Raw genomic sequence first — 13,407 nt, 5'->3', positions numbered from 1 at the left:
TCGCTGCGCGCCGCGATTGAAAGCTCCAATGGTGCCGGGGCTGATGTCACGATCGCTAACATGACGCTGAAAGAGGGGTGAGCCGACGGCGGTGACGGTGGCGATGGCTATGCAGGAGGCGGAGGAGACGCTGGGGCTGGCGGTGCTCTTTTCGTCAACACGGGCGCCATCGTCAATGCCCAGTTCGCTGGCGTGGGCGGGGCAGGCTCCACGGCCAACGGCTTGGACCTGGGTCGAGACTGGGCGATCGCCGCTGGCGGTTTCGCGGCTCGACCGAGCGACCGCTAGGAACTGCGAGCCGACGACGACGCACAGTTCAACGATCACCAAGTCTTCCACGTCGGATCAGGCTCCGTCAGCTACGTCTGGTAAGCCCCGTCGAAGGGAAGAAGATTCTCAAACAACCAATCAAACTCAAAAAGGAAGAATACCATGCTTCGGCACTTAACCACCTGGGCTCTCATCGCGTGTGTGACCACTGCACACGCAGCGGGCCCGATCATCAGCTCGTCCAATACCAGAATCACGCAAGCCGACGGCCAATTTGATATCGTCGATGTCAACGTGGGGGCAGGCGAGTCAATCTCGGCCATCAACGTTAGCAATGCGGGTGATGAGCTTTACACGCGTCTGAATGGCGAAGGTGAATTTTGGAGTAAAAGTTGGTTTGCTGAAAGTGGTAACCTGCTAGATCATGGAGGCCCTGACACGGTTTCTCCCGGAATGTACAGCTTCTTATGGGACGATCATTTTGGTTTCGGAGGTGACTTTACCATCGACTTCATATTTGCTCTCGCCTCGTTTGAAGCAGGGCAATTGCTCGGCAGCACGTCGCAGGCTCAGTTCCAAAATCAGAGCTACCAATTCCAATCGCTCAGCAGTCAAGTTCGCAACATGGCGGGCACCTACACCAGCGGTGGCGGATCGATGGGCTTGGCCTCGCTGACCCCTCCACCCCGCACCGCCGACGGTGAGTACGCACCCATTCGTTTGGTCAGTTACGAAGAGCCAGCCGTTGATCAGGTCAGCTATCAAACGGGTGCCGCCCGTCAAATCAACAACCACAGCTTGCCACTGACACGCGGCGGATGGGGTGGATGGATGCAAGGCTACGGCGTCGGCGGTAGCGCCGATGGTCACGCCGGTGTGTCGGGATTCGACTACGGCGGCGGCGGGACTCAGTTAGGACTGTTCCGCCACGTCGACGCTCACACGATGGTTGGATTCTATGGTGCCTACGGCTATCAAAACGTCAACACCGATGCCGGTTCGGAAGCCAACGTCAACAGCGGCATGGTCGGCGCGTTCTTGCATCGCCACGACCACGAAGGCAACTACTACACACTGGCTGGCAACGCAAACTACGATGACTACGACACGTCTCGCACCGGTGGAATCACCGGCAACTTTGACGGCGTGCAAACGGGCACGTACCTGGAACGAGGGTGGAATCGCACACTCGGTGGCGTGACGGTCCAGCCCAATGTTGCCCTGCAATACGTCTGGGTACATCAAGACGACCATGTGGAATCCGGCGGCGCGTCGATCGACGACGTCGATGCCCATTCGCTTCGCAGCATGATCGGATCGAACTTCTATGGCAGCCGTCACTTCCACGGTCCGCTGGGTTGGGGCTGGACACCGAACGCTCGTGCGTCATGGATGCACGAATTCTTGGACCCATCAACGAGTGTGACGGGAACGCAAAGCGGATCAAGTTTCGCAACCAACGGTTTGGACATGGGCCGCGACTGGGCACTGCTGGGTGTCGGCATGCAAGGCAACCGCAACGGAGCGTTGTCGTTGTACGCCAACTACGACCTGCAAGCCAACGACCGCAACCGATTCCACACCGGCACCGGCGGCATCATCTGGACCCGGTAACCCGACCGCCAGGGTGCTGATTCGTCGCCACAGCGTGGCATAGCCGCAGGGGAGGTCGGGCTGCTTTTGCCAGCACTTACGAACTCGACTTCACCCTCCTGAACACAGTTGGGGAGGGAGCGGAAAACGAGCGTTCAGCGAGATTTCCGGGGCAGGGCCGAACTGGCAGGCCACCCCAAATCAGTCATGCTCGGCCTAGCGTCCCACCCCAGGTCGCACGACGAATGGTAACGATTCAGCCATTTGGCCGAGAGTTCGATCTAAACCGATTTTCATAACGCCGAAGGCGTCACCGTCTTTTAGCCGGTGAGTTCTTCCCAGCGAATTCGGTTCTCTTTCATCGCGGGCAGGAGTTCTTTGGGAACAGTTCCCTCTTCGATCAAGGTCCATCCCGTAAAACTTTTGGCATCCGTGTCGAGGAGCATCGGGAATAGTTCGTCCCACGGATAATGGTTGTTTCGGAGGTCATGGATGTGAATCGTGCCCATCCGATCTTTTAGCAGGTTGTAGTTGTGCGCCAAACCTTCCCCGTGCAAGTCCTGTGGGTTGCAGTTCCAACAAACGGCCACGTTCGGGTGATCAGCGATGTCCATGATCGTCTTCATGTGAGCGATCTCCGTCGTGCCTTTGCCGTGCACTTCGACTCGGATTTGGACGCCGTATTCGGCAGCGAAGCGTCCGACCTCATTGAGCGATCTCCCAATCTGTTCCAGGGTTTTTTCGACAGGGCGTCCGGCAGGCAAGCCATTGGGGCGAACTTTAACGCCGCTGCCACCGACGTCACTGCATAGCTTCACGAACTGCTTGGTTTCTTCGATGTTCTTGTTGAGCTCCGCAGAGTCAATCGCGTGATACTCACATGCGCTGCCGAGTCCCACAAGCGTCACGTTGCTATCCGCAAATTGTTTGCGAACATGCTCCCGTTGCTTTGAGTTGAGCGTGATTTCAACCTGATGTTGATGGGTGCTTCGCAATTCAACGCCAGCGAATTGGGTTGTTTCGCAGTTCTTGATGATGGTTGGCAGATCCCAGTCCTTGCCCCAGTTGTAAGTGACCAGCCCGAGCCGCAATGACTTTGGGGATGCTTTGTCAGCTCGGACATCAGAAGCGGAGAGAGCAGCAAGTCCCAATGCCGAACGAGCGATAAATTGACGGCGATCCAACGACATGGAGGCTTCCTTCGAAAGGGGAACGGAGCAATTTCAGGGCTGCCCAACTTACACCGATGAGGTGTGGCATGCCAACTTAAGCAGGTCGGCAGGAGTCTTTCGGCATTTGAACTGTTTGGGGGAGCGTTGTTGCTCCCATGTGCAACCGGGGCCAACGCCCAAATGGCTCACCGGGTTCTGCCTGATCGTTCCTGCCGACCTGCTTCGGAGTGAACTCCGCGTCACTGTTTTCGTGTTGGCCTGATCGGGTTGGCGTTGGATGTCAGGACGGCCACGCCAGTTCAAAACCTTGCCGTGTGAGGAGGCGTTGGAACTCGGCCAGTGACTGGGGATCGTTCCGAACTCCGCTTGGTCGATCGTGTTGATCGAGACAATGAGCGGCCAAGGCACCCGCGGCTTCGCCGATGCTCCATTCGACTGGGTGCAGGCGGTAGCAACCGTTGCTGAGATGAGTGGTGCCAATGTTCTTGCACCCAGCGATCAAGTTCTTCATTCGCTTGGGGATCAATGCGCCCAGGGGAATTTGAAACGGAACACTGGCGAAGTCGATGTAGTTGTCGCCACCGGTGCTGGGGTGCAGATCGAGATGGTAGTAGCCAACCCCGATCGAATCGTGAAAGGATGCCGCCCGAACTTTGTCCGTTGGGCTCTTCACCAGCGTCTCACGCTCGGCACGTGAAATGTGTTGTTCGAGAATGGTGAACTCGGCTTCGATTCTTCGCGACTCACGGATGTAAGGATACTTGGCCAGGCCATCCTCCGTGCCCATGATGTCCTTCCGTAAGCGGAGTCCCTTCCATCCCGTTCCGCCGTCAGGACGTGGTGCTTCGGTCTGCAGCCAGTACAGCAACGACAAACTCAGTTGCCGGGATCCTTCCAAATGCTTGGCGATTTCCTGTTCATCGCCAGTCATCAAATCCCCCAGCATGTAATCATTCTGCGGCCAATTGACGATGGTCACACCGCTTGGGTAGGTGCCAGGGACAAAGTTGGCTGGGTCCAGGATGCGGCGATACAGCCACAAGTTCAGGGCTTGTGTTTTCGCTGGTGGCTGTCCGTTGCTTGGCGGGACAAAGGCGAGGTCATGGGGCTTGTGCGTGTTCGGCTTGGAATACTGAAGCGACAGCAACTTGCCGGGCCAGGGTGGCGTTAAGTCAGGTGTGTGCTCTTTCCAGAATCCGTATTGTTGGGGCCGATCGATGGTGTGATCTTCTCCGTCCAGGTGATCGATCGCGAAGCACCACGTGAACGATTGGATGTTTTTCGGGGCGGCTTGGTCAGGGGCATGTGGTTCCCCGGTTTGGTCTCGAGATTCGAAGCCGGTGACATATTCGGTGTTGGTCAGTGGCAGCACGTCCCCTTGTTCGCTGGCGTCGACGAACATCGGTGCCGTCACGGTCACCGCCGTCCCCGCTCTGTTGCGGAAGGTGAGCGATCGAATGCGATCGCCATCGACATCAGCTTGGATCGGTTCGGTATCGAGCAGCACGGTCAGTCGGCCTGCGCTGACTGCAGGCGCCAGCATGGCATCCAGGACCGCGACGGCAACACGAGGCTCATGACAAAGCCGCGAGACACTTCCATTGCCAGGATTCAAGCGAGCGTTCTGTCGGGCGGCCTCGGTGAGCGGGGAGTGTCTTCTGTAATGGTCGCGAACCTTCTCGCGAAATTCTCGGTAGCTGGCGGTGCAACCATGTGTTTCGATGTGGCTGTGTTCATCGGGCGGCACACCTTGTTGACTGAGTTGTCCACCAATCCAATCGGTGGGCTCAGTCATCAGCACACGCTTGCCCATCCGGGTGGCTGCCAACGCCGCAGCACAACCGCCAAGACCACCGCCAACGATGACGACATCCACCGCCATTTCGTCTGCGGGGGTTGCCCCGGCGGCATCAGCCGCGGCAGCGATTTTTGGCAGGCAAGAGGATGCGGCCACCAGACCAGCGAACTCAAGGAAGTCACGACGCTTGAAGCTGCCTGAGTCGGTTGGACGTGCAGCGAAGACGAATGATTCAGGCATGGTTTTTCGGATGAATTCGGGGCGGAGATCCACCCCAGGCTCGTGGTCTGTCATGACTTGATCTTAGGGTAGTGGACGAGGCGACGAGTCCTGAACTGGCGTCAAATCCAAGGACTCGCCGCCTCATCCACGACGATCAACCCTCACTTTCAGGCAGGTCGGCAGGAGTCTTTCGGCATTTGGACTGTTTCGGTAAGCGTCGTTGCTCCCACGTACAACTCACATGATGATGCCCGATCATTCCTACCGACCTGCTTCGCTGTGACAGACCACCAGGAGCCTGTGACACTGTTGGTGAACGTGCTTGCTTGCCAGCTACTTCACGGTCAAGGTGACCTTGTCGATCTTGCCCGTGAATTTGCTTGATTCCTCGGTGTAGTCAGGCGACACGGAGGTCTCGCGATCGAGGCCGACATTGGCGGTTTCATCTGCCGACCAAATCGCGAACTGGGTTTTCTCGACCTTGCCTGAACCAACCGGTTGGCCGTTGACCTTCAGCGTGGCCGTGCCTCCCGCACCAAGTTTGGGTTGGCCATCGGCCGATTGACCGTCATACGCGAATTCGAGTTGGAGCGTTGATTTGCCGACAGGCAGAACGTCCTTCGATGTCACCGAATAGCTTTCCAAACCGAGGTAGTTGTACGTGTAAACCGGCTTGCCTTCTTTCAAGTACAAACTCCATCCACCAAAACGACCGCCTTGGCTGACGATCACCCCGTTGGTTGCTTTGCCCTGTGATTCGATTTCCGCGACGATTTCGAAGGAACGGTTCTTGGTGTCGATGAAATCGTTTTCAGGCAAAAATCCCAGCCCTTCATAGACGGTCAGCGAGGTGCGATCTCCCATCAAGGTTGGCCGTCCGGCCAGCTTGGCGTTGAGTCGCAATTGGCGTCGATCGTCGATCGGCAACACCTTGTATTTCACCGCTTCGGACAAAAACACTTCCTGCAGCTCTTTCAGCTTTTCAGGATGCTTCGCTGCCAGGTTGTTTGCCATGCTGAAATCTTCGGCCACATGATACAGCTCCCAAACATCGTCGAGGAGTTTGTTCCTTGGTGGAGCCCAGGGGTACATGTGAACGGTGCCGGCGAACCAACCATCGTAGTACACGCCTCGATTGCCCATGATTTCGAAGTACTGCACCAAATGCCGGTCAGCGGCTTGGGCGTCGTCGAAGGAATACAGCATGCTGACGCCTTCCATCGGACGTTGCCCGACGCCATTGACGATTCGCGGCTGGGGCAGGCCAGCGGCTTCCAAGACCGTGGGGGCAATGTCAATCACATGGTGCCACTGCTGACGCAAACCGTTCTTCGCTTTGATCCCTGCCGGCCAGTGGATCACGGTTCCCTGACGCGTTCCGCCATAGTTGGACGCGACTTGTTTGGTCCAGGTGAAGGGCGAATCAAAGCACACGGCCCAGCCGGCTGCCATGTGAGGGTAGGTGCTGGCGCTGCCCCAATCGTCGTAGTGCTGGAGCATGTCGTCGACCGTTTCCTCGACTCCATTGAAGTACGTCATCTCGTTGTACATGCCGTTCATGCCGCCTTCCGCACTGGTGCCGTTGTCACCGGCAATGAAGACGATCATGGTGTTGTCGAGTTCGCCGAGTTCTTCAATCGCATCGATGAGTCGGCCGATTTCAAAGTCCGCCATGTCCAAGAATGCTGCAAAGACCTCCGCCTGACGCGAGAACAGCTTTCGCTCTTTCGGCGAAAGATCGTCCCAGTCTTTGATGTCCTCGGGCTTGTCGGCCAGCACCGCGTCTTTCGGAATCACTCCCAAGCGTTTTTGGTTGTCGAAAATCTGCTTCCGAATGACATCCCAGCCAGCGTCGAACTTGCCTTCGTGCTTTTTGATAAACGATTCGGGAACATGGTGAGGTGCATGCGTTGCACCGGGGACAAAGTAGGTGAAGAACGGTTTTTCCGGGGTCAGCGACTGCTGGGCTCGAATCCAGTTGATCGCCTGCGTCGTCATGTCGTTCATGAAGTGATAATCGGGGTCGCCCTTCGCCGGGTTGTCCACGGGGGTGATGCCGTCGTAGATCGCAGGTGCCCACTGGTTGGTTTCTCCCCCCAGGAAGCCGTAGAACTTGTCGAATCCCGAGAGCGTTGGCCAACGAGTCAGCGGACCGCTGGGACTGATCTCCCAAACAGCGACTTCGTGACACTTGCCGAAGTGGGCCGTGCTGTAACCGTTGAGTCGGAGGATTTCAGGCAACTTGGCGCAGCTGTCTGGGAGCTTGCCTGTTTGGCCTGGGAAGGAGGTCGCAATTTCCGTGATCGACCCCATGTTCACGCTGTGGTGATTCCGACCGGTCAACAAAGCTTGACGTGTGGGCGAGCACAACGCTGTTGAATGAAAGTGGTTGTAACGCAACCCATTCTTTGCGAGTCGATCGAAGGTGGGCGTTGGGGTGACGCCGCCGAACGCGCTAGTGCCACCAAAACCAAGGTCATCAATCATGATGACCACCACATTGGGCGCATCCTGGGGCGCTTCGACCTTGAACACTGGCGGAGCTGTGGCATCGCGGGCGTCCAACGTTTTGATCGGTGGTTGCCATGGCGCCGCGATGGGCAGCACACGTCGGTTGACTGGCACTTCTCGGTCAGACTCTTGTGCCTCGGTTGCCTGTGCATGAAGCACGACTCCCGCCAACACCAGGCACTGGATCACGTTCCGAATGACAGGTGATTGTTTTTGATCGAACTTCATGGAAGCAATCCAGCAGAACCAGGAAACAACGGGGATCGAATGCGGGCGACTGCATTCGGTTGAGAGCCTATTCATATCACTCCCCCCTCGAACATACAACTAAGCGGGGCCGCAGGATTGATTGGGAGCAAGCATGCAAGCTGTTTGGGCGTTTGCCCCGTTTGTACATGGGAGCCTTGGCGAACGCCAAAGGTCTCACACACTCGAAGACGCCCGTCGAGCTGATTGAACGGGAACGCTTCTGTCACGCAAAAGTGATTGGCATCACGCGACATTCTGCCGAAGCAATGACAATCTCTTTGTGAGCTTGCAAAGTTCAGGCAGGACCAAGGCTCTGGCCATTGAACTTCGCTTGAATCGTCGATGGCACGGGATGCATGATCGACTGGTGGATGAAGCAACTGTTCTCGCCGACTTCAATCATCTTCCGAATGGTTTCTTCGGATTCCTCCGATTCGATCTCCAAGTGAGTGATCACTTCGACGCCTCGGCCAGTCAGCGTGCCTTTGAGAACCGATCCTTCCATCGAGAACCGGGTTTCCTGCGAGAGCTTCAACCGGGAGATTTTGAGTTTCTTGATGGAGGCGTAGCGAGAGAGCTGAGTCAGCAGGCAAAACGCGATGCTGGCGCTGTAGTAGGCCAGTGGCGGTGGTGCGGAATCGTCCCCGCCCAAGTATGGGCCTTCATCGCAAATGATTTCGAACGTGCTGCCTTGAGGTTGATCGACTCGAACCGTTGCCCGCTTCCTCATGTTGTCCAGTGATTCTGCCTCCAACCGCAACACGACTTCGCGTTTCTGAACCGGCGCGAGACTGGATCCATGCTCGTCGGGATTGGAGAGTTCTTCCACTTTGCGAACAATCGGCGTGGCGGATTCGTCTGTGCCCATCGGTGAACTTCCGGCTGGAGTGAAAAGAGGTTTCAGAGAATCATCACGTGATGAGCACACGTTGGTCAATGCGTTTGACACCGCACGGTGCCGGTGAGCCTGCCACGGTGGTTGTACGACGGACGGGTGGTTGAGTCAGCGTGGACTTCGAAAAGGGGACGACAGCCGGAACCACCGACGTGCTCTGTGAAATCGAAGACATGTGTCCCCTGCGTGGCTACGGCTTCGTCGACATGGGGAATGGCTATGTCGACCATCCGATGGCTGGAGAAGACGCCTACACGTTCGCGTTGAGCTCTGGCGTGGGGGTTGCATGTCCATCGGTGGCGCTATCGCTTACCGACGGCTACCATCTTGCATCCCTATCGGGATGAAAACTTGGGCAAGCGACAATACTCTTTAAGCAGGTACGCAGGTGTCATCGGGTATGTGAGCCGTTGGCGTTAGCCACGGTTTTCACGCACAACCGGGGCTAACGCCCAAACGGCTCACATGATTGTGCTTGATCATTCCTGCCGACCTGCTTCGTGTTCGATCAGCGGAGATTAGTGTTCCCTTGGCCGCTCTGGCGGAACACTAATCCACTCTGATCGGACACTAATCTTTGGTGTTTCGAGATGTGGGGTATAAAAAGGCTTCCGAGCCCCTCCGGTCGAAGTCTAGCTGGGTTTGACTTCTCCGATGCTGGGCGGGCAAGCCTTCAAAACTTCGGTGACAATGTCGTCCATCGTTTGATGACTGGTGTTGATTCGTAGGTCCGCCGATTCACGGTAGAGCGGTTCGCGGTGGGTCATCACCGTTTTGACTTCATCGAAGACCGATTGATCCGTCAGCGAGGGACGTCGATCGGCCGTGGTTTCATCGCCAGCCAATCGAGCCATCAGAATTTCAGGTTCAGCGTCCAGCCAAACGCACCAGCCCGAATTGGCGATCAGATTCCGGTTGGCCTGGCGAAGGATTGTGCCACCACCGAGAGCGATCACATGCGTTGGCCGCTGGGCGACTTCCACCAACGCGGCTTCTTCGCGGTCGCGAAAACCGGACTCGGTTTCAGCGGCGAAGATTTCCGCGATCGATTTCCCTGCCGTCGATTCGATCACATCATCCAAGTCGACGACCGGCAAAGACAACCGCTGCGCTAAAAGTTTCGCAAGCGTACTTTTGCCGCACCCGCGGTAGCCGGTCAAATAGAGATGCTGAGGTTTCACTGCGTCGATGTTCATGACGCGAAACGCTACCAGCCAACGGTTCGATTGAGAAGTCCGAAGGGAATGAGATGAATTGGATTGCAAAGACAACGTTGACCGTGGTGCTGATCATCGGGCTGGCGGTCCAAGCGACGGGGCAAAGCGATGTCGTCCGCCAAACGGACGAGGCAGCAGCCGTTCCTGCTCGGACGCAATCGGCGGTGAATCCGGAAGACGTTCCGCAGGCACTCGAGGGTGAGTTCGACACGCGAGACATCGCTGCGGCGACGGCCTGGGCCGACCAACTGCACCTGGCGGATTGGTTGGGGCCGCTTGCTCCACTGGCCTTGTCTCCGTTTTTCGGTGTCGCTTGTCTATCGGGTTTGGCTTTGTGGGGACCGGACTGGATCACGGACAACGCGTTGTTGGGGTCAGCGGGGCCGCTCCGTAGTGTCCCGCTGTTCTGCGTTTTCGCGGTTCTTGCAGTGGTGACCAGCGTCCCGCGATTGTCCAAGGTCAGCAAACCGTTTGCACAGGCGATGGATCAGCTGGAAGCGTATTCGGTGATTGTGATTTTGTTGGCGATCAAGATCACGGCGTCCATGACCGCGGATTCGGTTGGCACCGACGAAACGCAGCTGGCAATGGAAACGTTGCCGGTCTACACGGCGGGGATCTTCAGCTTCACCGCCAACACGCTGATTTTGATTGCCATGACGGTCAACATGTTGGTCATCAACAGCGTCAAATTCTTCTTCGAATTCCTGGTCTGGCTGACGCCCTTTCCGACTGTCGACGCCATCTTTGAGGTTTGCAACAAATCACTCTGTGCCGGACTGATGGCGGTGTACGCGCTCAGTCCGACCCTGGCAACGGTGTTCAATTTTGCGATCCTCTTGGTCGCCGCGTTGATCTTCCGCTGGGCCGGCCGGCGGGTGAAGTTCTATCGGACGATGTTGTTGGATCCCGTTTTGGCTCGGATTTGGCCGGGATTCGCGACCCCCGACCCACGTGGCGTGATCGTGTTTTCACAAGACTCGATTGGGCCCTATCCTGCGAAAAGTTGTTTGCGTTTGCGTCGCGATGACGAAGGTTGGTTGTTGACGCCGGCCACCCCCTGGTCGCCCTTGTCGTGGGGGTTGGGCCGGGACGGGCACGTTCTTCGTTGCGAAGCCTCACCTCGGCTGATTCGCGGTTGGTTGACGCACTCGATCCATGCGGATTCGGGAGACGATGCGGTGGTGTTGTTAAAGGTCAGTCGTCGGCATGACGCGCATCTGACGATTGTGCTGGAGCAATGTGGTTTGAGGGAACACGTGGAAGAACAGGCGGCTTCGAACGAGTCCAAACGGCGTGACTCCGCGGTGGAGTTCGCTTGAGGCCGTGGAGCATCGCCCAGCATCGATGGATGACCTCGGCTTGAAAAATGTCGTGAAAGTCAGCCTAAATCGTGGCTCAACGGGGCTCGGTCCTCTTTGGGCGATGACCTCGGTGGACTAAAGTGGGGACGCATTGTAAGTCCCCCTTGGTCAACCGCATTGAATTCGGAGCTGCTTGAGAATCGATGGCCACGCAACGTTTGACCAAGCAGAATGCCGCGATGATTTCGGCCGCCGTGGCGCTCCGAGCGGATCGAAATGCTGACGCCCTGCTGTTGTTGCTGGATGGCAGCACCGATTGGAAACGAATTTCGGAGCTGACCGAAGCAAGCAAAAACATGGTGATCGTCGCGGTCGATACCATCGGGGACTTGGACGGTGCCGCCGAAGCGGGCTTGAAACCGCTGGCGTTGAACAAGGAAAAGGCTCCGCTGCTGGAACGCTTGCAAGAGGCATTGTTGGAAGCCGCTGCCGACGAGTTGATCCGGACCAACGGAGAAGTCGTTGCGGTCTACAGTGGATTTCAACAGGGCCGGCTGGACTCGATCAGCCACCTGCAGCTGGATGAGCGGATGCGTCGGTTCACCGTTCGCGATCTGCAGACGCTCGAAAGCAGCGTCCCTTTGAAGACCATCAAAGCGGTCGTCGACTTGGCATCGCAAATTGGCCGAGAAGGTCGCGAGGGCAAGGCCGTTGGAACCATGTTCGTGGTCGGCGACAGCCGCCGAGTGCTGGAACACGCCAGCGACAGCGGAGCCGATCCATTTCGCGGATACAACAAAAAACACCGCAACATCTTGGACCCCAAGGTGCAGGAAGATGCGAAAGAGATCGCCCAGCTGGACGGCGCGTTTGTGGTCACCGCGGACGGCATCATCGAACGCAGCCGCCAAATGTTGGAGGTCTCTCACGAAGACCTGAAAATGACCAAGGGGCTCGGGTCCCGGCACTGGGCCGCGGCCGCGATCACGCGAAAAACGAAGGCGGTCTCGGTCGTCGTCAGCCAATCCACCGGCACGGTGAGGCTGTATCAGAACGGGTTCTTGATCCTGCAGATTGTGCCCATGGACAAGGCGATCAAGTGGCAAGAATTCGCGTTCGAGCCACCGCAACAATCAGCGGACGAAAACTAGAACACCGCTCGCACTCGGTTCCCAGCTTCGATTCGCTGTGTCGACACTCCCGTGACCAACATCACAACTCGAAGCGTGACAGGCTGTTGATTGAGTCAGCCGGAACGCGATCGCGTCCGGTTCGTCTTCGGTAACCGTGGGCTACCGCCCGTCGGCTGATCGCTCAATCTGCGAAACACACTCGACCAACAGCCTGGTGTGCAAGGGACAACCTCGAATGCTCAGAACTGGTGCCCTTTGCGGGGACCGTCTTGCGTTTGCGTCAGGATCTCGGGGCCTTCTTCGGTCATCAGGATCGAATGTTCGAACTGAGCCGAGGGGCGTCCGTCTCTCGTTCGGACTGTCCAGCCGTCTGCTTTGTCACACTGGGTGTAACGTGAACCGGCGTTGATCATGGGCTCGATCGTGAAGCACATGCCGGGGAACAAGCGATCGATTCGGCTTTGGCGGTTCGGGAAGTGAGGAATCGAAGGGTCGAGGTGAAATTGTTTGCCCAACCCGTGACCCACGTATTCGCGAACGACCGTGAATCCACGTCCTTCGGATTCGGGAACGACGGCTTCGCCGATGGTTGCCACCCGGCAACCGGGGGTCAGAGCATCGATGGCCAAGTGCATGCAATCAAACGCACACTGGGTCACCGCCCGCTTCTCATCGCTGACTTCGCCCAACAAAAACGTCTCGCTTTGGTCACCGTGCCAGCCGTCCACGACGGTGGTGATGTCGACGTTGATGATGTCGCCCTCGCACAGCTCGTAATCATCGGGAATCCCGTGGCAGATCACTTCGTTGACGCTGGTGCAACAGCTTTTCGGGTACTTCTGATACCCCAGGGTTGCTGCTCGGTACCCGTGCCCGTAGGTCCAGTCGTGGACCATTTGGTCAATTTTGCCCGTTGTGATGCCGGGTTTGACATGCGGCCGGATGAAGTCCATCAGGGCGGCATTGGCTTGGCCTGCGGCCCGCATCATGTCGCGCTGAATGTCAGTGAGGATCAGTTTTCGTTGCTTGGTCAGCATGCTTCT

Annotated in this window: 10 protein-coding genes; 4 read left to right on the top strand and 6 right to left on the bottom strand. The window is 57.3% G+C overall.

Annotated features, from left to right (window positions below; all coding sequences use genetic code 11):
- Window positions 1–432: 432 nt before the first annotated feature.
- A complete protein-coding gene (locus tag RISK_RS03610; RefSeq protein WP_083434756.1) occupies window positions 433–1,884 on the top strand; it encodes an autotransporter outer membrane beta-barrel domain-containing protein in 1,452 nt (483 codons plus the stop codon).
- A 299-nt stretch (window positions 1,885–2,183) separates the two neighbouring features.
- Here RISK_RS03610 and RISK_RS03605 read toward each other — a convergent pair whose 3' ends face one another.
- The 4 genes from RISK_RS03605 to RISK_RS03590 all read right to left on the bottom strand — a co-directional run bounded on the left by RISK_RS03605 (window position 2,184) and on the right by RISK_RS03590 (window position 8,683).
- Window positions 2,184–3,053 carry a sugar phosphate isomerase/epimerase family protein gene (locus tag RISK_RS03605; protein WP_047812873.1) on the bottom strand — a complete coding sequence of 290 codons (870 nt, stop codon included), beginning with the start codon at window positions 3,051–3,053 and terminating at the stop codon, window positions 2,184–2,186.
- A 262-nt stretch (window positions 3,054–3,315) separates the two neighbouring features.
- Window positions 3,316–5,073 carry an FAD-dependent oxidoreductase gene (locus tag RISK_RS03600; protein ID WP_047813029.1) on the bottom strand — a complete coding sequence of 586 codons (1,758 nt, stop codon included), beginning with the start codon at window positions 5,071–5,073 and terminating at the stop codon, window positions 3,316–3,318.
- Between the two features lie 315 nt (window positions 5,074–5,388).
- Complete coding sequence (locus RISK_RS03595) at window positions 5,389–7,794, bottom strand: arylsulfatase (RefSeq protein WP_083434755.1); 2,406 nt, start codon at window positions 7,792–7,794, stop codon at window positions 5,389–5,391.
- 316 nt (window positions 7,795–8,110) lie between these two features.
- On the bottom strand, window positions 8,111–8,683 hold the full coding sequence (locus RISK_RS03590; protein WP_047812872.1) for an OsmC family protein: 573 nt from the start codon (window positions 8,681–8,683) through the stop codon (window positions 8,111–8,113).
- 140 nt (window positions 8,684–8,823) lie between these two features.
- On the opposite strand from RISK_RS03590, the gene RISK_RS30605 reads away from it, so the two are divergent.
- On the top strand, window positions 8,824–9,057 hold the full coding sequence (locus tag RISK_RS30605; RefSeq protein ID WP_102017506.1) for a hypothetical protein: 234 nt from the start codon (window positions 8,824–8,826) through the stop codon (window positions 9,055–9,057).
- A gap of 285 nt (window positions 9,058–9,342) precedes the next feature.
- Here RISK_RS30605 and RISK_RS03585 read toward each other — a convergent pair whose 3' ends face one another.
- On the bottom strand, window positions 9,343–9,906 hold the full coding sequence (locus RISK_RS03585; protein ID WP_047812871.1) for a shikimate kinase: 564 nt from the start codon (window positions 9,904–9,906) through the stop codon (window positions 9,343–9,345).
- 53 nt (window positions 9,907–9,959) lie between these two features.
- Here RISK_RS03585 and RISK_RS03580 point away from each other — a divergent pair, with 53 nt between their 5' ends.
- The gene (locus RISK_RS03580) at window positions 9,960–11,249 is read left to right on the top strand and encodes a hypothetical protein (protein WP_047812870.1); all 1,290 of its coding nucleotides are present in this window, start codon (window positions 9,960–9,962) and stop codon (window positions 11,247–11,249) included.
- A 185-nt stretch (window positions 11,250–11,434) separates the two neighbouring features.
- Window positions 11,435–12,382, top strand: coding sequence for a DNA integrity scanning protein DisA nucleotide-binding domain protein (locus RISK_RS03575; RefSeq protein WP_047812869.1), 948 nt, complete (start codon window positions 11,435–11,437; stop codon window positions 12,380–12,382).
- A gap of 221 nt (window positions 12,383–12,603) precedes the next feature.
- Here the strand turns inward: RISK_RS03575 and map are convergent, their stop codons facing one another.
- The gene (gene map / locus RISK_RS03570) at window positions 12,604–13,401 is read right to left on the bottom strand and encodes a type I methionyl aminopeptidase (RefSeq protein ID WP_047812868.1); all 798 of its coding nucleotides are present in this window, start codon (window positions 13,399–13,401) and stop codon (window positions 12,604–12,606) included.
- Window positions 13,402–13,407 lie beyond the last annotated feature (6 nt).

The sequence above is a fragment of the Rhodopirellula islandica genome (genome assembly GCF_001027925.1).
GTDB classification, from domain to species: Bacteria; Planctomycetota; Planctomycetia; order Pirellulales; family Pirellulaceae; genus Rhodopirellula; species Rhodopirellula islandica.
The sequence above is the reverse complement of the archived record's forward strand: the minus strand, read 5'-3'. Positions and strand labels throughout refer to the sequence as shown.

Bases quoted from the DNA above. Each gene is read 5' to 3' on its own strand.
- RISK_RS03610 (WP_083434756.1), top strand. From the start codon at position 433: ATGCTTCGGCACTTAACCACCTGGGCTCTCATCGCGTGTGTGACCACT.
- RISK_RS03605 (WP_047812873.1), bottom strand. From the start codon at position 3,053: ATGTCGTTGGATCGCCGTCAATTTATCGCTCGTTCGGCATTGGGACTT.
- RISK_RS03600 (WP_047813029.1), bottom strand. From the start codon at position 5,073: ATGCCTGAATCATTCGTCTTCGCTGCACGTCCAACCGACTCAGGCAGC.
- RISK_RS03595 (WP_083434755.1), bottom strand. From the start codon at position 7,794: ATGAAGTTCGATCAAAAACAATCACCTGTCATTCGGAACGTGATCCAG.
- RISK_RS03590 (WP_047812872.1), bottom strand. From the start codon at position 8,683: ATGGGCACAGACGAATCCGCCACGCCGATTGTTCGCAAAGTGGAAGAA.
- RISK_RS03585 (WP_047812871.1), bottom strand. From the start codon at position 9,906: ATGAACATCGACGCAGTGAAACCTCAGCATCTCTATTTGACCGGCTAC.
- RISK_RS03580 (WP_047812870.1), top strand. From the start codon at position 9,960: ATGAATTGGATTGCAAAGACAACGTTGACCGTGGTGCTGATCATCGGG.
- RISK_RS03575 (WP_047812869.1), top strand. From the start codon at position 11,435: ATGGCCACGCAACGTTTGACCAAGCAGAATGCCGCGATGATTTCGGCC.
- map (WP_047812868.1), bottom strand. From the start codon at position 13,401: ATGCTGACCAAGCAACGAAAACTGATCCTCACTGACATTCAGCGCGAC.